This is a genomic window from Asticcacaulis sp. P4_H10, from assembly GCF_056400965.1.
Window position 1 is genome coordinate 154,786 of record NZ_JBFUKH010000007.1, and the last position, 22,646, is coordinate 177,431.

12 protein-coding genes are annotated in these 22,646 nt (G+C 60.8%); 6 read left to right on the forward strand and 6 right to left on the reverse strand.

The window, feature by feature from the left end:
* The 4 genes from AC1DON_RS14070 (at position 1) to manD (ending at position 9,929) form a co-directional block, all read left to right on the forward strand.
* Positions 1 to 2,268: an alpha-N-acetylglucosaminidase gene (locus AC1DON_RS14070; protein ID WP_476935563.1), complete on the forward strand. Its 2,268-nt coding sequence runs from the start codon at positions 1 to 3 to the stop codon at positions 2,266 to 2,268.
* A 36-nt stretch (positions 2,269 to 2,304) separates the two neighbouring features.
* On the forward strand, positions 2,305 to 4,794 hold the full coding sequence (gene galA / locus AC1DON_RS14075; protein WP_476935441.1) for a beta-galactosidase GalA: 2,490 nt from the start codon (positions 2,305 to 2,307) through the stop codon (positions 4,792 to 4,794).
* A 549-nt stretch (positions 4,795 to 5,343) separates the two neighbouring features.
* Positions 5,344 to 8,403, forward strand: a complete 3,060-nt coding sequence (locus AC1DON_RS14080) for a TonB-dependent receptor (RefSeq protein ID WP_476935442.1) — start codon at positions 5,344 to 5,346, stop codon at positions 8,401 to 8,403.
* A gap of 314 nt (positions 8,404 to 8,717) precedes the next feature.
* The gene (gene manD / locus AC1DON_RS14085; protein WP_476935443.1) at positions 8,718 to 9,929 is read left to right on the forward strand and encodes a D-mannonate dehydratase ManD; all 1,212 of its coding nucleotides are present in this window, start codon (positions 8,718 to 8,720) and stop codon (positions 9,927 to 9,929) included.
* 188 nt (positions 9,930 to 10,117) lie between these two features.
* Here the strand turns inward: manD and iolB are convergent, their stop codons facing one another.
* The 5 genes from iolB to AC1DON_RS14110 all read right to left on the reverse strand — a co-directional run bounded on the left by iolB (position 10,118) and on the right by AC1DON_RS14110 (position 16,556).
* Entirely contained in the window at positions 10,118 to 10,921 is an 804-nt protein-coding gene (iolB, locus tag AC1DON_RS14090; RefSeq protein WP_476935444.1) for a 5-deoxy-glucuronate isomerase, read from the reverse strand.
* A complete protein-coding gene (iolE, locus tag AC1DON_RS14095) occupies positions 10,918 to 11,823 on the reverse strand; it encodes a myo-inosose-2 dehydratase (RefSeq protein ID WP_476935445.1) in 906 nt (301 codons plus the stop codon). Before iolE ends, iolB begins: the two co-directional genes overlap by 4 nt.
* Entirely contained in the window at positions 11,820 to 13,625 is a 1,806-nt protein-coding gene (gene iolD / locus AC1DON_RS14100; RefSeq protein ID WP_476935564.1) for a 3D-(3,5/4)-trihydroxycyclohexane-1,2-dione acylhydrolase (decyclizing), read from the reverse strand. The genes iolE and iolD overlap by 4 nt, the downstream gene beginning before the upstream one ends.
* A 14-nt stretch (positions 13,626 to 13,639) precedes the next feature.
* Positions 13,640 to 15,592: a bifunctional 5-dehydro-2-deoxygluconokinase/5-dehydro-2-deoxyphosphogluconate aldolase gene (locus AC1DON_RS14105; protein WP_476935446.1), complete on the reverse strand. Its 1,953-nt coding sequence runs from the start codon at positions 15,590 to 15,592 to the stop codon at positions 13,640 to 13,642.
* Positions 15,593 to 15,692: 100 nt separating this feature from the next.
* A complete protein-coding gene (locus tag AC1DON_RS14110) occupies positions 15,693 to 16,556 on the reverse strand; it encodes a MurR/RpiR family transcriptional regulator (protein ID WP_476935447.1) in 864 nt (287 codons plus the stop codon).
* Positions 16,557 to 16,715: 159 nt separating this feature from the next.
* Between AC1DON_RS14110 and iolG the strand changes: the two genes are divergently transcribed.
* Positions 16,716 to 17,699: an inositol 2-dehydrogenase gene (gene iolG, locus AC1DON_RS14115; protein ID WP_476935448.1), complete on the forward strand. Its 984-nt coding sequence runs from the start codon at positions 16,716 to 16,718 to the stop codon at positions 17,697 to 17,699.
* Between the two features lie 98 nt (positions 17,700 to 17,797).
* Here iolG and AC1DON_RS14120 read toward each other — a convergent pair whose 3' ends face one another.
* A complete protein-coding gene (locus AC1DON_RS14120; RefSeq protein WP_476935449.1) occupies positions 17,798 to 20,485 on the reverse strand; it encodes a TonB-dependent receptor in 2,688 nt (895 codons plus the stop codon).
* Between the two features lie 402 nt (positions 20,486 to 20,887).
* Between AC1DON_RS14120 and AC1DON_RS14125 the strand changes: the two genes are divergently transcribed.
* Positions 20,888 to 22,489 carry a tryptophan halogenase family protein gene (locus AC1DON_RS14125; RefSeq protein ID WP_476935450.1) on the forward strand — a complete coding sequence of 534 codons (1,602 nt, stop codon included), beginning with the start codon at positions 20,888 to 20,890 and terminating at the stop codon, positions 22,487 to 22,489.
* The last annotated feature ends 157 nt before the right edge of the window (positions 22,490 to 22,646 follow it).

The window sequence follows — 22,646 nt, forward strand, 5'->3', positions numbered from 1 at the left end:
ATGAAGACCTCGACGACGAAACTGAATCTGACACGTCGCCATGCGCTTATCGGGCTTGGCGCCCTGCCTTCGGTCTCGGCCGCAGCTGCAGCGCCATCCGGTGCGGCGCACGCCGTGTTGAAAAGGCTGATTGGTCCAGCGGCCGACCGGTTTCGGCTGGATGTCAAAGCCGCGCCCTCCCCCGCCTACGCTTATGCGGCGCGCGGCGGCCGTGTCACTGTCTCAGGATCGTCGCCGGTGAGCGCGCTGCGTGGCGCCTACGCCTATCTCGGTGATTTCGGCCTGGCGCACACCAGCTGGGAAGGCGACCGCGTGGCTGTGCCGCGCCGCCTGCCGGATGGCAGCAGCGGTACGGTCACTTCGGCGTTCGCCCATCGCGTCTATATGAACACCTGCACCTTCGGCTACACCACGCCCTTCTGGGACTGGAAGCGCTGGCGGCGTGAAATCGACTGGATGGCGTTGCACGGGATCGATATGCCGCTGGCCATGGAAGGCCAGGAGTGGGTGTGGCGCGAGCTGTGGCGCGAACAAGGGTTGAGCGATGGCGATCTCGACGCCTACTTCTCCGGCCCGGCCTTCACGCCCTGGCAGCGCATGGGTAATATCGAAGGCTACGAAGCCCCCCTGCCCCTCAACTGGATCGTCCGTAAACGGGAATTGCAGAAGCGTATCCTCGGCGCCATGCGCGAACTGGGCATGGAGCCGATCCTGCCCGCCTTTGCCGGTTATGTCCCAAAGGCCTTCGCGGAGCGCCACCCCGAGGCGCGCATCTATCGCATGCGGGCGTGGGAAGGTTTTCACGAAACCTACTGGCTCGATCCCGCCGATCCTCTGTTCCCTAGGCTGGCGGCGCGTTTCCTCGATCTCTACGATGCGACCTATGGCAAGGGCCGCTATTACCTGGCCGATGCCTTTAACGAGATGCTGCCGCCCATCGGCGATGGGCCGGCCGAGGGCGGCTACGGAGACGCAACGGCCAACAAGCACAGCGTGGCCGAGGTCGATCCCGCCGTGAAGGCGGAACGGCTGGCGGCGTACGGCAAACGCCTGCACGATTCGATCCGCACTGCCCGGCCGGACGCCGTATGGGTCATGCAGGGGTGGCTATTTGGCGCCGATCAGGCCTTCTGGACCGGCGACGCCATCGCGGCTTTCCTGAGTGGCGTTCCCGACGACGGACTGATGGTGCTGGATATCGGCAATGACCGTTACCCAAAGGTCCGGCAAACCGCTCAGGCCTTCCACGGCAAGGCATGGATCTACGGCTACGTCCATAATTACGGCGCGTCCAACCCTGTCTATGGCGACCTCGGCTTCTACCGGCGCGACGTGGCGGCAATAAAGGCCGATCCGGCGCGCGGCCGTTTAAGCGGCTTCGGCGTCTTCCCCGAGGGGCTGGACAGCAACTCGATCGTCTACGCCTATCTCTATGACCTCGCGTGGCAAGGCGGGGACAGGCCCCTGCCCGACTGGCTGGCCACCTATACCCGCGCGCGCTATGGTGTCAGTTCACCGGAGATCGTTGCGGCGTGGCTGGATGTCGTGCGTGGCGCCTACGTCACGCGTTACTGGACGCCACGCTGGTGGCGGTCGACGGCCGGCGCCTACCTGTTGTGCAAGCGCCCCGACGTGGCGATGGCAGAGTTCGAAGGCGCGCCGGGCGACCGTGCTGCCTTGCAGAGTGGCGCCAATGCGCTGGCGAAACTGGCGGCTCAGCATGACTCGTCTCTTCTCAGATACGATCTGATCGAGGCGACGCGCCACCTGGCCGGCCTTTACCTCGACGACCATATCCGCGCAGCGCTCATCGGTTATCGCGGCGGCGACCTCACCGCTGGCGACAAGGCGGCGGCAGAGGTTCGGCGGCTTGCGCTGGCCACTGATGACCTGATGGGGGCGCAGCCCTGCCATCTGGCCGGCTGGATTGCCCAGGCCCGTGCCTATGGCGATACTCAGGCGGAGAAGGCCTATTATGAGCGCAATGCCCGCGCCCAGGTCACCCTTTGGGGCGGAAAGGGCAATCTGCATGACTATGCCTCGAAGGCCTGGCAGGGATTGTTCGCCGGCTTCTATCTACCGCGCTGGACCATGATGTTCGACGCCCTGCGTTCCGGCGGTTTCGATCCGGCCGCCGTCACCGAACGCACCGTCGCGTGGGAAACCGCCTGGGTCGCTTCGTCCGACCCGGTGATCCTGCGCGTACCGAAAGACCCGGCGAGTGACGCTGCCCGCCTGCTGGCCAGCATGACGCCGGCGCCGAAATAACGACCAGAATAACGACTTCAGACCGGAGAGACGCCTATGTTCGAAACCGATCGGCGCACCCTGCTGCGCGCTGCTGCTGGCGGTGCGGCCACCGCCCCCGTGCTTGCCATGGCTGCGGAGGCTCAATCCGAACGCCGGCCCGCAGCCTATGAGGACCTGGCGCCGCGACAACGCATTCTGTTCGATTTCGACTGGCGCTTTTCGCTTGGCCACGCCACCGAAGTCAACCGTGACTATGGCTTCGGCCGCGACCAGAAAACCTTCGCCAAGCAGGGCCAGGGCGTCTCGGCGCCGGCGGCGGCCGGGTTCGACGACAGCACTTGGCGCGCGGTCAATCTGCCGCACGACTGGGCCATCGACCTGCCTTTCGTGAAGAACGAGTACTTCATCCCGCCGAAGAATCCGGAAGACGGCGACGACGCTGCCGGTCATGGCTACAAGGCGCTTGGGCGCAACTTCCCGGAAAACAGCGTCGGCTGGTACCGCAAGGTCTTCCGGTTGGACAAGGCCGATGAAGCGCGGCGGCTGGTCCTGGAGTTCGATGGGATTTTCCGTGATGCGACCATCATCCTCAACGGCTATGTCCTGAAGCGCCACGAAAGCGGCTACACGCCGACGAGCGTCGACATCAGCAATTTCATCGACACCGACGGTCCCAATGTCCTGCTCATCCGGGTGGACGCGACGCTCGGCGAAGGCTGGTTCTACGAAGGCGCCGGCATCTATCGCCACGTCTGGCTGGTCAAGAGCGACCGGCTCTACATCCCGCAGTGGGGCGTGTGGGCGCGGGGCCAGACCTCCGGCCGGGTGCAACTGGAAACCCGGATCGCGAATGACAGTGAGGATGCGCACAGCCTCGAGCTTGTTGCCACGGTTCACGATGGTGCGGGCAAGCCGGTGGCCAGCGTCCGGTCGGCATTACAGGCCGGCGCCTTCGCGGATGTGACTGTCCCCCAGGAACTGACCCTTCCGGCCCCGCGCCTCTGGTCGCTGGACGATCCGCATCTTTATACGGTGCGCAGCGAGGTCCGCGACGGCGATCGCGTCATTGACGTACATATTACGCGCTTTGGCCTGAGGGATGTTCGCTTCGACGCGAAGGATGGCTTCTTCCTCAATGGCAAGTGGCTGAAGATCCGCGGCGCCAACAACCACCAGGATCATGCCGGGGTCGGGACCGCCCTGCCTGATGCGCTGCACGACTGGCGCGTTGCCCGGATGAAGGATCTCGGCGCCAATACCTGGCGGTGTGCACACAACCCGCCGGCGCCGGAACTGCTTGAAGCCTGCGACCGGCTGGGCATGCTGGTGGTCGATGAAACACGGCTGATGACCTCGGCGCCGGAAGGTATCGCGCAGCTCGAAACCCTGATCCGGCGCGACCGCAACCACCCGTGCGTTATCCTCTGGTCGATCGGTAATGAGGAGACCGCCCAGCAGGGTACCGCGCGAGGGCTCAAGATCGCGAAAGACATGCGCCGCGCGGTCCGGGCGCTGGACCCCGACCGGCCGATTACGGCGGCGATGAACCACTATCAAGGATACGGCATCACGCCGGCGCTCGACGTCATGGGCTTCAACTATCACGAAAAGGACATCGAGCCCTTCCGCAAGCTGTATCCCGACATGCCGATTATCGGCACCGAAACCGCCAGCGCCGTATCGACACGCGGCGAATATGTCCGCGACGAGGTCAAGGGCTACGTCCGCGCCTATGATCTCGACGCTCCGTCCTATGCGCTGACGGCCGAGGCGTGGTGGACGCTTTACAATGCCAAGCCCTACCTGTCGGGCGGGTTGGTCTGGACCGGTTTTGATTATCGCGGTGAGCCGACCCCTTTCAACCGCTGGCCGGAGATATCGTCGCACTTTGGCATATTCGACACCTGCGGCTTTCCGAAGGACATCTATCATTACTATCGGTCGTGGTGGCAGGACGCGCCGGTCCTGCATCTGCTGCCGCACTGGAACTGGGAAGGACAGGAAGGCAAGGAGGTCGCAGTATGGGCCTATTCCAACCTCGATGCCGTCGAACTGTTCCTGAACGGCAAGAGCCTTGGTCGCAAGACCATGGCGCGCGACAGCCACCTCCAATGGCAGGTGCCCTATGCGCCCGGCACCCTCACCGCCTTTGGCGAAAAGGGTGGCAAGGTCGTCCTGAAGGCTGAACGCAAGACGGCGGGGCCCGCTGCCCGAATTGTGCTGACCGCCGACCGGACCGTGGTGAAGAATGATGGACAAGATATCGTCCTTGTGCGCGCCGAAGCCGTCGATAAGGACGGCACGCCCGTGCCGCGCGCTGACAATCTCGTACACTTCGATTGCGAAGGACCGGCGGCGATCATCGGCGTTGGCAATGGCAACCCAACGAGCCTGGAAGCCGACCGCGCGGACAGTCGCCACCTGTTCAATGGCCTGGCGCAAGGCGTGCTCCAGTCGCAGCGTGGCCGCAGCGGCGTGTGCCGGCTGAAAGCCTGGAGCGAAGGTCTGATCCCCGGTCTCCTGGAGGTTCGAATCAAGGCGTGAAGGCGTCATAACTGTGGTGTTTCAGTTACAGGAACGGAAAACCTGTCGGACGGCGCCGTCGATGCGCCAAATTCCGGAATTTTGGAAAATATTGCAAATCAAGTGGTTAGGCCAATATGTGCGGTATGTTTCCGAATCTGAAATGAAATGGCCAGATCAATTTGAAATGAAAATATCATATTTGATATTTCATGGAATTGACATTCCCTGACATCACTCCTAGTCTCCGGAGTGTCGCCAAAGCGCGTCAAGGCTGCTTTTTCAAGCCTTTGCGCCGTGGCGAAAACGGGACAAAAACACAAAACGACTCAGGGGCCAGCATGAACTTCCGCAGACTAGCGGCGAAAGAACGATGTGGCTGAATGCCGCGACGAAGTGAGGGTTGGCCACATACCCCCTCCTTCGACACGCCGGCTCGCTGTCCGTGGGGCGGAATTGGTCGGCCAATTTTTCAAACCTGAAATCTTGGCCTGATCACGACGCACTTCCGGATATGCCGCGACATAACTCCCAAGCGGCGGCAGGGAATTGGATCACAGGAGAACCACAATGAAAAAAGGCAGATATCAGGGAAGTGTCAGCTTCAAGTACGCGCTCCTCGGCGCCACTATTCTGACGGCGGCTGCCGGCGCGGCCTACGCCCAGGCGCCGGCATCGCCTCCCCCGGCGGACGACGTGGTCGTCGTTACCGGCTTCAAGAAGAGCTACGCCGACGCCGTCAAGGCCAAGCGCAACAATATCGAAATCAGCGATGGCATCTCGTCGGATGGCCTGGGGCGTTTCCCCGACCTGAACGTCGGCGAAGCGCTGCAGCGCATTCCGGGTATCCAGATCAACCGTGAAGCCGAAGGCCGTAACGCCACGATCGGTCTGCGCGGCATGCCGGGCTACTACGCTCGCACGACCCTGAACGGTCAGGCCTTTGCCGAGCCTCCGTATGTGACGACCACTGGCGGTGCGGACGGCACCCCGCTGGGCGCCTTCAACTCGGATATCTTTACGGCGTTCTCGATCCAGAAGTCGCCGATGGCGAATTCCCAGTCGGGTGGCCTGTCGGGCAATATCGACATGCAGATCTCCCCGGCCCTGGGCCGCCGGGACGGTGGCTTTGCCAAGGTCGCCTACGAGTACAACACCAACGGCAAGCTTGGTGCGCCGGCCTATACAATTGGCTACAACAAGCACATCAACAGCGATTTCGCGGTGTTCGGAACCTATGCCTATCGCAAGGAAAACTTCCGTCGCGACACGCTGCGCTATAATGGTTACAATCGCCTGACCCTGGCGCAGAGCAAGCTGACGGCGCAACAATTCGCCGACGCCTACGGCGCCTATTACGGCACGACCGCCAGCTCTACGACCTTTACCCTGGCCCAGGCGCTCGGCTCAACCGGCTATACTGCACCATCGAACGTCGGAAGCCAGTCACAGAACGGTATCTGGGCGCTGGGGCTTATGCGTCAGTACACCCGTATGAACGTCGGTACACTGCAGTCGGCCTCGGCCGGCGCCGAATGGAAGGTGAATGACAATCTGAAGTTCGGCGTTACCGCCTATCATAGCGATCGTGACCTGCCGGATACCGTACAGTACTTTCTGCTGAACGACCCGTTCGGTACAGCAACGGTCGAGCCGCTTACCACGCCGGTCGTCATGAGCAACGGCTATTCCGTCGTCCAGCGTACCCGGAACACCAACTTCGACGCCAAAACCTCGACGCGTCTGTTCTCGCAAAAGCAGTCCGCTGACGGCGTGTTCCTGAACGGCGAGTGGAAGAATGAGCAGTGGCGCTTCTCAGGTGTGATTGCTGCGACCAAGTCTTCGAACTACTCCGAAGAAACCGAAATGGATCTCCGCACCGTGACCCTGGGCGGCACGGCCAGCAACGGCCTGGTGGAAATCATGGACACCGGTCTGGGCGAACTGGACGGCTATTTCCAGTCGGTTACTCCGGGCCCTCAAAACATCATGCCCACAATGCCGTTCCGGGCTTCGACGACAACCGCCGGCTTCCAGCCAGGCTACTGGAACTGGGCGCCGAACTCGCCGGACAACCTCTTCACTTCGGATGGCAAGTATCTCCTGCACGTCGGCGGCACGCACCAATACGCTGAAAAAGCTGTAAATTCGGTACAGTTCGACGTCGAACGCCAGGTCGACTTTGGCCCGATCACCAGCATCCAGGGCGGCGTCCGGTCGGAGAGCAACGAGTACGAGAAGCATGGCGTCCGTAACATGGCGTATGGCATTCAGACGCAGAACATCACGTCTTCGATGCTGATCCGCTCGCCTTCGGTTGATGATTTCATGGAAGGCAAGGCCCCTATCAACAAGGATTGGTTCACGATTGATCCGATCCCCTTCCTGAATGCCATTCGCCCTGTCACCGAATACAACAGCGGTGGGCTTTCAGACCTGGGCTTCAATATCTTCTATGCGGACGGCGGCTTCGCGAACAACAACTATAAGGTCACCAACCAGCTGGCTGAGGCCTATATCCAGGCCAAGTTCGACACCGAGGTTCTGGGCCGTCGGGTCCGGGGTAATTTCGGCGTTCGTTCGGAATCCACGGATTACGAAGTTACGACGCTGGACCGCACCGCAAAGACGACCAGCAATGGCGGCGTCGGCGCGCGCTCTGACTACACCTGGCATACATTCACCAACAAATATAGCCACATCCTGCCGTCCGCGATTGCGGTTGTCGACGTGTTCGACGATCTGATATTCCGCACCGCCTACTATAAAACCTACGTCCGCCCCGATCCGCAATCCAGCAGCCCGATCCGTAGCTACGGCTTCTCGAACAGCACGGAATCGACACTCACGCAAACCATCACCAACGTGAACATCAACCTGGCGAACGGTCAGCTAAAGCCCTACACAGCCGACAACTTTGATATGTCTCTGGAATGGTACAACCGTCCGAACGGCCTGGTTTCGTTCGCCTACTTCAAGAAGAAGCTGTCCAACCGCGTGGCCGCCATTGCCGATCCGGCCATCCTTTGCCCGGCTGATGGAAGCGACTGGGGTTACGGCGCTTTGACCTGGAACGGTACCTATTGTAGCGCACCTACGGCAAACGATGTAGTCAACGGCGTTCCCAACTCTTACCGGATCTTCGCTTCGGGCCAGCAGAACATCGACCTGCCGACCTATGTCAGCGGTATAGAGTTCAACGTTCAGCAGAACTTCGACTTCCTGCCGGGCTTCTGGAAGAACTTCGGCGGATCGTTCAACTACGCGTTCACGCAAGCCAAGCAGACCGGCGGTCTGGCAGCTCCGTTCCCCGGCATTTCCAAGCACGCCTACAATGCGATCCTGTTCTACGAAACGACCAAGTTCGGCATCCGCGGCGTCTACAACTGGCGCTCTGAATACAACCTCGACGGTTCAGGCACGTCCTACGGCCTGGCCCGCAACGCCGCCGCCCGTGGCCAGCTGGACCTCTCGGCGTCGTATAACATCAACGATCGGGTGACGATCGCGATCGACGCTTACAACCTGACGAACTCCTTCCGTAAGGAATATCAGGGCGACGAGCGCATGGTCCGCCAGATCGACTATGACGGCCAGACCTTCACGGCCAGCGTCAAGGCGACGTTCTAAATGAACAGCAAAATGGCCGGGACGCGTATTGGTTCCGGCCGTTTTCTGACGCGCTTTTCAACCTCACATATTTGAAAAGTGCACCTACCTACCCGCGTACAAAACTTTCCCTGAAGCAGCCTGGCCCCCTCGGCCAGGCTGCTTTTTTGTTTGAGCTACGCGCAATATGGAATGAAATTATCATTTTATATAAAATGGAAATTGACGTTTCTTTTGGTCAGGCCTATGGTGCGGTTACAGACAAAGTGGCTTGGCCTCTGTGAATTGGTCGGCCAATCTCTTTACGGTTCCACCGACTTTTTTACAGCCTGACCATGTCCAAAATTACCGCTGCCCGTGTCATTGTAACCTGCCCCGGGCGCAACTTCGTCACTCTCAAGATCGAAACCGCCGATGGCCTGCACGGCATCGGCGACGCCACCTTGAATGGCCGCGAGCTGGCCGTGGCCAGCTACCTGACCGACCACGTCATTCCCTGCCTGATCGGACGCGACGCGCATCAGATCGAGGACATCTGGCAGTTCCTCTATCGCGGCGCCTACTGGCGCGGCGGACCCGTGGGCATGACCGCCATCGCCGCCGTCGATATGGCGCTGTGGGACATCAAGGGCAAGATAACCGGCCAGCCAGTCTATCAGCTTCTGGGCGGCGCCTGCCGCGATGGCGTCACGGTCTATGGCCACGCCAACGGCGAAACCATTGACGAGACCATTGCCGAGGCTATCAAGTACAAGGCCCTGGGCTACAAGGCGATCCGGCTGCAAACCGGTGTGCCGGGTCTCAACTCGACCTACGGCGTGTCGCGGGACAAGATGTTCTATGAGCCGGCCGACAACAATCTGCCGACAGAAAACCTGTGGTCGACCATCAAGTACCTGAACCACGTCCCCAAGCTGTTCGACGCCGCGCGCGAAGCCCTGGGCTGGGATGTCCACCTGCTGCACGACGTTCACCATCGTCTGACGCCCATCGAAGCCGGTCGGCTGGGCAAGGATCTCGAACCCTACCGCCTGTTCTGGCTGGAAGATTCCACGCCGGCGGAAAACCAGGAGGCCTTCCGCCTGATCCGCCAGCATACGACCACGCCCCTGGCCGTTGGCGAGATCTTCGCCAATATCTGGAGCTGCAAGGACCTGATCCAGAACCAGCTGATCGACTATATCCGCGCTACCGTCCTGCACGCCGGCGGCATCAGCCATATGCGCCGCATCGCCGCCCTCGCCGACATCTACCAGGTCCGCACCGGCTGCCACGGCGCCACGGACCTGTCGCCGGTCACCATGGCCGCGGCCCTGCATTTCGACATGTCGATCCCGAATTTCGGCCTGCAGGAATATATGCGCCACACGCCGGAGACGGACGAGGTCTTCCCGCACAGCTACAGCTTTGCCGACGGCTACCTGCATCCGGGCGAAGCACCGGGTCTGGGCGTCGATATCGATGAGGCCAAGGCCGCCCTTTATCCCTACCAGCGCAGCTATCTGCCGGTGAACCGTCTGGAAGATGGCTCGATGTTCAACTGGTAGGCACCCCCACCCTCAGTGCGCGCCAACGCCATGCTCCCTAGCGCGCACTGAACTTGCAGGCCCGGCATCACGTATGCCGGGCTTTTTTTTGAGCGATATGGCGAAAAGTGTCAGCGAGTTTCGCCAAAATATCTCGACAAATCAAAAGCTTAGGCCGGAATGGTCTTTCCGCCTAAACCCATTCCGATCTAGGCCGTCACGATCCATTCGTGCGCGGGATCGTTGCGGAATATCCAGCGCCGTTCCGGCCCGGCCATGACGTTGAGATAGTAGAGATTATAGCCGTGCGGCGCGCCGGCCGGATGATAGCCGCGCGGCACCATGACGACGTCGCCATCTTCGACCACGACAGCTTCGTCCAGTGAGCGATCGTCGGTGTAGACACGCTGGAAAGCAAAGCCCTGCGGCGGGTCGAGCCGGTGATAATAGGTCTCTTCCAGCGCCGTTTCACAGCCCTCTTCCGCCGTATCGTGTTTATGCGGCGGATAGCTCGACCAATGCCCGGACGGCGTAACCACCTCGACGACCAGCAGGCTGTGGGCAGCGCTGTCCTGCGGCAGGATGTTGCGAACGTAGCGCGTATTCGTCCCCTTGCCGCGCACCTCCCGGCGCATCTCGGACGGTGGAATAAGCCGCGCCTCGTAACCCGCAGCGCCCGGCGCCGTGCAGACCGCCAGCTCCAGATCCGACAGGGCCGAGACCGTGTAGTCATCCCCGGGCGGCACGAAGACGGCGCCAGGCGCGGTGTCTTCGAACGGCGATGCGCGGCTGCCGACGGCGGAAAACTGAAGGCCGCCCACGCGAATATCGGCGCTTCCGGCAACACAAACCAGACAGGTCTCGCGCGTCTCTTCCCGGCTGCTGTAGGTCTGGCCCGCCGACAGCCGGACTATGGCAAAGCCGACGTAGGTCCAGCCGGCGCTTTGCGGCGTGATGTCAAGCGTCCGTCCCGCCGCATCGGGCGTTCCAGGCCGGACTCTCAGACGGCTCATGCCGCGACTGCCTCAACCAGGCCGGCCTTGCGGGCCGCGTCCTTCAGGGTCTTGAGCCCCATCTCGGCATAGGTGCGCGGATCCGCCTTGGCCGGGTCCTGCTCCGCTTCGATGATGATCCAGCCGCTGTAGCCGACAGCCTTCAGGTCACGCATGACGCGGTCGAAATCGATCGAGCCGTCGCCCGGCACGGTGAACATGCCCGCCAGCACGCCGTTCAGGAAGCTGTCGTCCTTACCGGCCGTGGTATCGAAGACCGACTGCCGGACGTCCTTGCAATGGACGTGGACGACGCGTTCCGGATGATTGAGGATGACGCCATGCGGATCGATGCCGCCCAGGACGGCGTGGCCGGTGTCGAGCGTGACGCCGACATTGGTCTGGGTGTGGCGGAAGAAGTTTTCCAGGTCCTCGGCGTCCTGGACGACCGTGCCCAGATGATAGTGATAGGCCAGCTTCAGGCCGCGCGCATTGACATAGTCGGCCACCGAACTGAGGCTGGCGCCGAACGACGCCCAGCCGGCTTCATCGAGCTTCGGGCGGGTCTTCAGCGGCGTGCCTTTCTGGCCATGGATGGCGTTGCTCGTCTCGGCGATGACGAAGACCTTGCTGCCCATGGCCAGCAACAAAGACAGATGGCCCTGAAGCGCGGCGATCTCGGCATCGGCGTCGCGCGTCAGCAGCTCGCAGCTGTACCAGCCGCCGACCAAAGCCAGGTCGAAGCGGCCAAGGACCGCCTTCAGCGCTGCTGGATCCTTGGGGAAGGCGCCGCCCAGTTCGGAGCCGGCGAAACCGACCTCTGCAATATCCCGGAGCACGCTTTCGAGCGGCGTGTCACCGCCCAGTTCCGGCATGTCGTCATTGATCCAGGCGATGGGGCTGACGCCGAAGGTGATGGTCATGGATTTTTCCTGATAGTCTTGAGCTTATGATCATAGGCGGCGCGGGCGGCCATGACCGACGGTGACGGTGACACTTCCGGGACGGCGACGTCCCACCACGTCCCGCCTTCCGGCGTGCCATTCGTGGCTTCGGTCTCGATGACGATGACATTGACGCCGCCCGCTGTGCGGGCCTCACCCACTGCGGCTTCAAAGGCAGTGATGTCGGCCACCCTGACCGCATGGGCGCCCAGTGCACGGGCATGGGCGGCGAAATCGATCGCGGGCAAGGTGGTGTGCCACGAGTCCTGCAGACGGTTGTTGAACGGTTCGCCGCCAGTCGCCTTTTGCAGGCGGTGAATGCAGCCGAAGCCGCCGTTGTCGACCAGAACGACCGTCATCCGGACGCCCATCATGACCGCCGCAGCCAGTTCGGAATTCATCATCAGATAGCTGCCGTCGCCCACCAGGACGTAGACTTCGCGATCAGGTTCGGCCAGGGCGACACCCAGCCCGCCGGCGATCTCGTAGCCCATGCACGAATAGCCGTATTCCATATGATAGCCGCCCGACGCCCGCGTCCGCCACACCTTGTGCATATCGCCGGGCAGGCCGCCGGCGGCCGCGACGACAACGGCATTCTTATCGACGGTGCGCATCAGAGCGCCGAGAATCCGCGTTTCCGTCGGTGGGCTGGCGGCCGCGAGCAGCCCATCGACCATCGCGTCCCACTCGGCTCGGGCGGTTCTCAAGGTATCGGTCCAGGCCTGCGGAGCAGCCTTTCCAGTGTCGAGGGTTTCCAGCACCGCGCGGGCGTCGCCGACAATCGTCAGGGCGTTGTACTTGGCGGCGTCGAAGACGGCGGTATTGATGGCGGCGATACGGGCCTTGGGAAACAGAGCCGCTGAACCGGTCGTGAAGTCCTGAAGCCGCGTGCCGACTGCCAGGATCAGGTCAGCCTGGGCTGCGGCGATATTGGCGGCATCGCTGCCGGTCACCCCGACGGCGCCGAGATTGAGCGGGTGATCATAGGGCACGGCGCCCTTCCCTGCCTGGGTTTCGCAGAACGGGATATTGTGGCGTTCAGCAAAGGCGGTGAGTTGCGTCTCGGCCCGGCTGTAACGAACGCCGCCGCCCGCGATGATCAATGGCCGCTCGGCTTTCGACAAAGCGTCGATCAGGTCCGTGACCTCGACCGGATCGGCATGGGGCCGGCGGATGCGCCAGACCTTCGGTTCGAAGAAGTTCTCTGGGAAATCATATGCTTCGGCCTGGACGTCCTGACACAGGGCGAGGGTCACAGGACCGCAGTCGGCCGGATCGGTCAGGACGCTCATGGCGCGCGGCAGGGCCTTCAGGATCTGCTCCGGGCGGGTGATCCGGTCGAAATAGCGCGACACCGGCCGGAAACAATCATTGGCCGTCACCAGCCCGTCACCGAAATCCTCAATTTGCTGGAGCACCGGATCGGGCCGGCGGCTGGCATAGACGTCGCCTGGCAGAAACAGCACAGGCAGGCGATTGACGTGGGCGACGGCCGCTGCGGTGACCATGTTGGTGGCGCCAGGGCCGATCGACGTCGTGCAAACAAAGGCGCGCTGTCGCGCCATCTGCTTGGCGTAGGCAATGGCCGCGTGCGCCATGCCCTGTTCGTTATGGGCGCGATAGGTCGGCAGCGTGTCGCGCGCACTGTAAAGCGCCTCACCGAGACCCGCGACATTGCCGTGGCCGAAAATGGCCCAGACGCCGGCGAAGTACGGCACCGGACCGGTTTCGGTTTCGATCGACTGGCACGTCAGATAACGCACCAGGGCCTGCGCCATGGTCAGCCGAACGGTCACGCCGCGCTTTCCTTCAATGCGCCGGACACGGCCGGTTGCGCCAGGCTGCGCATTTCACGCCAAGCAGTGACCAGCCGCGACAGTTTGGCGCTCATGGCGTCGACTGCCGCTGTATCGTCCATCTCGCCCTTCAGCCACTGGGCGGCGACGTCATGGAAGATGGTGCGGCCGATGGCGAAACCCTTCACGCAATCGAAGCGCGCCGCGACTTCAAAGGCGCGCAGAAGCTCGTCCTCGGGCGCAGACAAGCCCAGCACCACCACGCCCCGGCACAGCGGATCATTGGCCGAGATGGCAACGTCGATATTCTCCCAGATGCAAGGATCGGTCACAGGTTCCAGCTTCCACCAATCGGGTTTGATGCCCAGATCGTACAGCCGCTGGATGGCTCGCGCACGTGTCATCTTGTCCGAGGGCATGTCGGGCGGCAGGATCAGTTCTAGCAGCAATTCGTGGCCTGACCTGCGGCAGGCATCAAACAAGATGACCAACTGACGTTCCTGTTCGGCCTTCAGGTCTTCGGCATCGTCAGGATGGTAGAGCACAAGGCATTTGACGACCTGGTTGGCCGGCCAAGTGCTCAGGTCAAGACCGACATCGGCGCCGGTTTCGAATTGCAGCGGCCGTGACTTCGGCACCTCGACCGGACGGCCGATCCAGTAGGTGGTGTGGCCGGCTTCGCTGAGAGCATCGGCGCCATAACGGCCGTCGAGCAGGACACCGAAACCCGCACTGCCCTGGGCCAGGCTATCCACAGCCCGCAGGGCCAGGCGCTTGAAGTCCGAGATACGCGTGTTGTCGGCGCCGAGATCCGCCGCCATCTCTTCGAACTGGAAGCGGTGATCCATGGCCAGGATCATCAGGGCATCATAATCGCGGTGGCGGGTATAGGACCAGTGCAGGTGGTCCAGATGGGCCTGATCGGTGGGCGACATCGGATGTTCGATCGCGAGAAAGGCCTGCAGTTCCTCAAAGGTCGGCATGGCCGGCGCGCAGGAATGACGGGTGACGACCAGGGCGCCGCAGGCATTGGCCCAGCGGCCACAGGTGAGGAGGTCTTCGCCGCCCAGCCAGCCGCGCAGAAAGCCGGCACTGAACGCATCCCCTGCACCCAGCACGTTCATGATCTCGATCGGGAAGCCCGGCACGACCAGCCCGTCGGCGACACGATCGGGTATCGGGCCGCTGAAGATCGCGCAGCCATCGGCGCCCAGCTTGCAGACCAGAACAGCGTCGCTGGTGGCGCGGATCGCCTTCAGCGCAGTGATGACGTCGTCGCTGCCGCCCAGGATGCGGACCTCTTCCTCGGTGCCGATGATCAAGTCGCACAGCGCCGTTACGGCGGCAAGGCGGCTGGTCACGGCCTGGTTGGCGACGTAGCGCTGTTCGCCCATGTCGCGCGAAGTCAGCCCCCACAGGACGGGACGGTAGTCGATGTCGAAGGCGATCTTGCCGCCGGCGGCCCGGACCTGGCGCACGGCTTCCAGGCTGGCGGCATAGACCCCTGGCTGGGACAGATGCGTACCGTCGATGACCAGGGCGCGCGCCGAAGCCGTCCATGCCGGGTCAATATCGGCCATGTCGATGGCCATGTCGGCGCAGTTTTCGCGATAGAAGATAAGCGGAAAAGTGTCCTTATCGACGATACCCAGCAGGACCAGTGCTGTCAGCCGGTGTGGATCTGTGACCACTCCGCGCGTATCGACGCCTTCGCGGTTGAGAGCTTCCAGGATGAAACGGCCCATATGGTCGGCGCCGACGCGTGTAATCAGACCTGCTTTCAGGCCCAGACGTGCTGCACCGATGGCTGTATTGGTTGGACTGCCCCCGACATACTTGGCGAAGGAAGACATGTCCTCAAGCCGGCTGCCGATCTGTTGACCATACAAGTCCACACTGGATCGCCCGAGGGTGATAACATCCAGCCGGCCAGCATCGAAAACGTCCATACGCGAATCCTCCACGGGGCGTCGTCGCACCCTCATTGGAATTTTTATTCTCTCATTTCGAAAATTGCAATTATCATTTCAAAATGCATGCACCTTTCCGCTATTCTTCGTTTTGAGCGGCAAATGCGTAGGCGATGACCAACGCCTGGGCGAGGCACAGGGTCGCTGTCGCCGAGCGGAAGGAGCGAACCTCGGACTCCCTTAACAGCAAAGTGTTGGCCGCACCCTTGACGAGCGGTGACACGTTGGAATCGGTAATCGCCAGGATGCTGGCGCGGTGTTCGATCGCCAGGGCATGGCAGGTCACTGTTTCTTCGGCATAAGGTCTGAAGCTGATGGCGATCAGCAGGTCTTCGGGCGCGATTCCGCGCGCCTGATTGCTCCAAAGCCCGCCCGTGCCGTCGATGAAACAGACGCGCTTACCGGCGCGTTGCAAGGCATAGGCAAGGTACGAGGCAGCCGGAAAGGAACGGCGGAAACCCGCAATATAGATGGTCTTCGCCTGTACCATGGCGTCGACGGAGGACGTGATCTGGGCTGAGGTCAGCGACTGGCGCAGGTGGTTGAGCGCCAGGGTGTCGGCTTCGACGATTTCATCGAGGATATTGTCGGCGGATTCTTCACCGCTGGCCTCGCTGAACTGGCGCGCCCGTTCGCCATAAGCCAGGGTGATGTGGCTGGCCAGCATCTCGTCGCGAATGATCTTCTGCATCTGCGACGCACCGGTATAACCAAGTGACTTGGCAAAGCGGACGATGGCCGACGGCTGCACGCCCGCGCGGTCGGCGATGACGGCCAGGGATTCGAAGGCGACATCTTCAGGTTTGTCTAGTACGAAGCTGGCAACCTGTTTCATGCGGCGAGACGCAAGATCGTACTGACGCATGATCCGGGCGCGCAGCGACTCTACGGTCAGTGGCGGACTAGCCTCCTGAGTGTTGAGATCAGGATGTTCATTGGCCATAATCTTCCCCTCGTGCCTCTGTCTGACCGGGATGGAATTCCAGGTTGACAGACTGTAGAATTTTTGTTCCAAAACTGGAACGCAAGTTACGGAATGACTTCGGCTTGATATTACCGGTATCATTCTAAAAATGGAATAAATATTTCGTGCAGGAAAAACATGTTTGAAATTGCCGTCATCGGCGCCGGTCGCATCGGCCGCATCCACGCCAAAAACGTCGCCGCACATCCGCGCCTGCGCCTGAAAGCAATCGTCGACCCTGTCGGCAACAGCGCGGCTGAGCTGGCGACGGAAACGGGTGCTGTTGTATCCAGCTTCGACGCTGTGCTGGCCGATCCATCGATCGCCGGCATTGTCGTAGCGTCGCCAACCGATCAGCACCTTGACCAGACGCTGAAGGCGATTGCCGCGGGCAAGGCGGTCATGTGCGAGAAGCCGATCGACCAGGACCTGGCGACTGCGCGCGCCGCCGCGGCTCAACTGGGCGGGGCCAAGCCCCTGCTGCTCGGTTTCAACCGCCGCTTCGACCGCCATTTCGGCGCCCTCAAGCGCCAGTTGGATGCCGGCCGGGTCGGCGCGCTGGAAAGTCTGCTTATTGTCAGCCACGACCCGTCCCCACCGCCCATCAGCTACGTCAAGGTATCGGGCGGCCTGTTCAAGGACATGGCCATCCACGATTTCGACATGGCGCGCTACCTGCTGGGCGAAGAGGTGACCGAGGTGTTCGCCAGCGCGTCATGCCTGGTCGATCCGGAAATTGGCAAGGCCGGCGATATCGACACCGCCAAAACGACCCTGAAGACGGCGTCTGGCCGCATCTGCGTCATCAGCAATTCGCGCCGATCGGGCTATGGCTACGACCAGCGCATCGAAGCCTATGGCGCCAAGGGGTTGCTGAAGGCCGACAACGTGCTGGAATCGACGGTGGCCCACTGGGGCGCGGACGGTCCAGTGCTCGATGCCTTCCAGAACTTTTTCCTCGACCGCTATGCCGAGGCCTATCGCAGCGAGGTCGAGCATTTCGCTGCGATTATCTCCGGCGAAGCCAAACCGCTCGTCGGCTATGACGATGCCGTAAAGGCCCTGGCCCTGGCCGAAGCGGCTGCACAGTCGGTCGCCACCGGACAGGTGGTCAGACTGTAGCGTTTCGCCAGATCGCTCAAGCGTAAGAAAACATTCGGCCGTTCGCATCAATTGATGCGAACGGCCGAATGCCTCTCACCCGTCAAGGACGTGTGTTCTTACATCTTGTAGTTCACGCCGATGAAGAAGCGGCGGCCGTTCTTGTAGAAGGCGGTCGGTGCTTCGGTGAATGAACTGAAGGAGTAGTAGGTCTGATCCAGCAGGTTCTGGCCATTGGCATAGATCGACAGATGATCGCTGAGCTTGTAGCTCGCCGACAGGTCGACCTGCTCGTAGGAGTCGGTGAAATCCTTTGAATTACGGCGCCCGATACCCGTGAAGTACTGGGAACGATAGTTGTAGCTCAGACGGACCTGCCAGGGCCCCTGCTCATAGTAGGGGATGATGTTGATGTTATCACGCGACAGGTACGGCATGTTGTAGGCCGTCGTGCCGGTATCCGCATCGGCAAACGTATAGTTCGCGATGATGCCGAAACCGTACGCGATGTCCTTCTGAGCCTGCAGGGCGAAGCCTGTAACGGTAGCGTCCTGGGCGTTGAACGGCGAACTGAAGGAATAGGTCGCGTTGGCGCCGGTCAGCCGGTTGACGAAGACCTTGTCCTGCGTGTCCTGGACGACGTAGGAACTGATCTTGCGGTGGAAGAATTCAGCGGCAAACAGACCGGATTTGCCTACGTACCATTCCACGGAGCCTTCGAAGTTCAGGGACTCATAAGGCTTCAGGTTGGCATTGCCGCCACCGCCGGTCAGGGTGCGATCGTTCAACTCCACTGTGCCGGCCAGTTGGCTGTAACGCGGACGGGCGATCACCTTGGCCGCGCCGAATTTCAACAGAACATTATCGGATGCATCGTAGACGATGTTCACGTTTGGCAGGAACTCGTTCTGCTTTTGCTTCACGGTCATGGGCGTATAGGTGACGCCGCCGTCGGCCGTTTCCCAGTAGTTGGAAACGTCTTCCGTCGAAACCAGGCGTCCCCCGACGTTTCCATGCCAGTTGCCCTGGCGGAAGTTGCCCTGCAGATACGCTGCAGCGATGTTTTCCTTGACGGTGAACTCCATGCCGAACTTCGGTCCATTATACCGGGTCACGCTGGCGTCGATGACCTGGAAGATGCCGGCCTGGGTCAGCCCGAGGTACTGCATGGCATTGCCGCTTCCACCCATGTCGGCCCAAAGGTCAGCCGGCGTATTTTCCGAGGCAAAATCGCTAAGATACAGGGTCTTGTTCGCGTAGTAGTCCCAGCCCTCGGCATCGAGCGAGTTCTCGTGGTTGGTCAGCTTGGCCCCGAACAGGACCGTTTCGAAGATGCCGTTCAGATTGCGCTTGAAATCGATCTGTCCGTACGTCTCTTTGTCGGTCGTGCGGCTGCGCTCCATGCCACCCATCTGGACGTAATTCGCTGTGACGCCGTTAATCGTGCTGGGCGTTGACGAGGGTGTGCGCGCCAAGGCCTTTGCCGTCGTCGGCGCGGTATCGTAATTGATGTTGGTGCTGTCCGACGTGAACCCGAACGTAAAGCCCGAATTGAAATCGAAGCTGATCATGCGTTCCGGTTCTTTACCGCCGGTGGCCTGGGTCCAGCCGACATTGCCGCTGATCTTCCAGTCCCCTGCGTTCCACTTGCCGGCGAGATTGAGGCTGTCCGTCTTTACGACCGTACTGCGCAGGATGGCGTCGTACTGGGTGAGCGAGCCGGTCCCGGCGGCCTTTGCCGGAATGTAGGCACCCTTGATCAGGCCATTGCCCACGGTAAAGTTCTGGGCGTTGGCGCTGTTCCATACCGGAACCGCATACATGGATTGGTTGTAGTTGGTATAGTCGCCTTCGATGTGCAGGGCGGACAGGTCGAACTCGACGTCGTCGCTGGGCTTCCACTGCACGGCCGCGCTGAGGCCCTTGCGTTCGCGTGTCTGGTCAAAATAGGCCCAGTTGAAGCAGCAAGGCACATTTGCCGCCGCCAGATCCGTATAGGAGGCGACTGTAGGTGCTGCACCGTTGATATTGGGGCCGCTGACCGCCGTGACGTTTCCGGAAGAATCCTTCGTGGTTGTAAACGCGCTGTTGAACGCACCGGCGCCCATATAGCCAAAGTACTCGATACCGGCGCGGTGCAGTTGCTGCTTGTCATAGGTGGCGGCAACCAGGACACCGAAATTCCTGTTGCTGTTGCGCCAGCTGTACAGCGCCGACCCGCGTATGTCGCCCTTTTCCGACCGGTCATTGTAGCTGTAACCCAGCGAACCGGTGACCGTCCCGGCCTTCAGATCGAGCGGTTTACGCGTTTCGAGAATGACGGTGCCGCCAAGCGAACCCTCGTCGATCCACGCTTCAGGGTTCTTGTAAACCTTCAGCTGGCCGACGATTTCCGGCGCCATGAGGGAATAGTTGAATGTGCGGCTGGTCGGATCGTTTGGATTGCCGCCCCAGTCGGCCGATGCAATCGAATGACCATCGACCAGAATCCGGTTCAATGCCGGATCCGTTCCGTGAATCGACACCTTTTCGCCTTCGCCGAAGTTCCGGTCGACGCTGACGCCCGGAAGGTGTGAAAGCGATTCGGCGATATTGGTATCAGGGAACTTGCTTACATCTTCCGCAGAGATGACATCGACGATGGCATCGGTCCGCTTCTTCAGTTGCGCAGCCTTTTGAAGGCTTCCGCGAATGCCTACGACGACGACGTCTTGGCTGTCATCCACCTTGTCCTGCGCGAAGGCAGAACAGGACAGCATGGCACCGGCGATCGCGGTGCTCATCAATATCGAACGCTTCAATTTCATGTCTTTTCCCGTTTCCCGACAGATTGTTCCTGAGGCGGCGCAACGTGCTTTCGAGCTGAGTCTTCGGCTTTCCGGCACTGTGCGAAGGGCATTGAGCGGCCGATGTCGCAAATTGGTCAATATCAATTAGTAAATTTGTTTTATTATTTCGCCGCAGCGGCAGGACCAATATGTGCCATTATCTCGAGAAATGCCGGTTGCATAGAACCGGCCGGTTGCTATTTTATTCTTCAAAAACATTTTATTAGCGGCGCCCGGCTTGGTTTTGTCGCGCGAATAGACCAATTTCACATATTGAGACATATTTGCGACATCGGAGTGAAACCGCCCCCATGCCCACTTGTGCTTCCAGGTCAAATTCGGAAATCTGGCTTTATCCTCCAGTAAACTGAAGGATTTTGAGTGCGCCGAACACCGGCGGCTCATGCAGCGCCCGGCATTGGTCAGATGGAAGATTTTGCCCCCATGGGGAACATAGTCATTGTTGGTGGCGGAACAGCAGGCTGGATGGCTGCTGCGTTGCTGGCGAAGCTGACCCAAAACAAGCTTGGCGAAATTCATCTTATCGAATCAGATGCAATTGGTACTATCGGCGTCGGCGAAGCCACGATCCCGCCGATTCGGGACTTCAACCGGCTGCTTGAGATCGACGACACGGATTTCATCCGGGAAACCCGCGCGACTTTCAAGCTTGGCATAGAGTTTCGCGACTGGAAGTGCCTGGGCGACAGCTATATGCATCCGTTTGGAACGGTTGGCGCCGGCGTGGGCAGGGCCGCATTTCACCACAGCTACATTCGCGCACGCGCGGCGGGCGATCGGACGTCATTCGAAACCTATTCCCTGGCCTCGGTCGCTGGCAGACAGGCGCGCTTCGCACCCCCGCCGGCCGGTGACCGCGGTGTTCATTCAACGATCGGTTACGCGTTTCATTTCGATGCCGGACTGTATGCCGCGTTTCTGCGGCGCTATGCCGAAGCGCGCGGCGTCAAACGTCACGAAGGCAAGATCATTCATGTGGCACAGCGGCCGGAGGACGGGTTCATCGCCTCCGTCACGACAGATAAGGGCCTGACGTTACAGGGAGATCTGTTTATCGACTGCTCCGGCATGCAGGCACTGCTTTTGGAAAAGACGCTGCAAACGGGTTTCGAAGACTGGAGCGCCTGGTTGCCGGCCAGCCGCGCCTGGGCGGTTCCGAGCGCAAGCACAAGCCCTGTTCTGCCCTATACGCGCTCCACCGCCCATGGCTCTGGCTGGCAGTGGCGCATTCCCCTGCAACACCGGATCGGGAACGGGATGGTCTTTGCTCACGACTTTATCGAAGAGACGAAGGCGTGCGATATTCTGATGTCACATCTGGAGGGCGAGGCCTTGGCGGACCCACGCCTTATCAAGTTCCGGACGGGACGATCGAAGGCGTTCTGGAATAAGAATGTCGTGGCGATTGGACTTTCCGGCGGCTTCATGGAGCCGTTGGAATCGACGTCCATCCATCTCATCCACTCGGGCCTGATCAAGCTGATGGATCTGTTCCCGGACAAGGATTTCAGTCCGCTGCTGGCTCAGCAATACAACACCGCCGTTGGCCTGGATTTCGAAACGATCCGTGACTTTCTGGTTCTTCACTACAAGGTCACAGAACGTACCGACTCCGACTTCTGGAACTACTGCCGCAACATGTCGATCCCGTCCTCCCTGCAATACAAGATCGATCAGTTCGTCGAGAACGGCCGGGTCGTAATGTCACGTGGCGATCTTTTCCAGATTCCAAGCTGGCTGTCGGTTATGATCGGTCAGGGACTCATACCCAAACGATATGATCCCCTTGCCAATCTGGTGGCGCCAGATACGCTTGCAGAAACCCTGGCAGCCATGCGCACAGCTATTGCCGATCATGCCCGGCGCCTGCCTTTGCATTCCCAATACCTCCGCCAGATGGGCATGGAGGTGTCGGAACCCGATCCGAGCTCAGCCGACAGACACGCAGAAAGCCTGGGTTGACAGCGATTGGAATAAATTTTCCAAAATTGCTAATAAACGGAATTGACGTTTCTTAATTCTGCTTCCATTTTCAGCGACGTTAAACCGGTCAGTCAGCGCATGGTGTGGCACCGAAGGCAGCTCCGGTTGCCGTGCGCCCTTCCGGGCTTGTTTCACT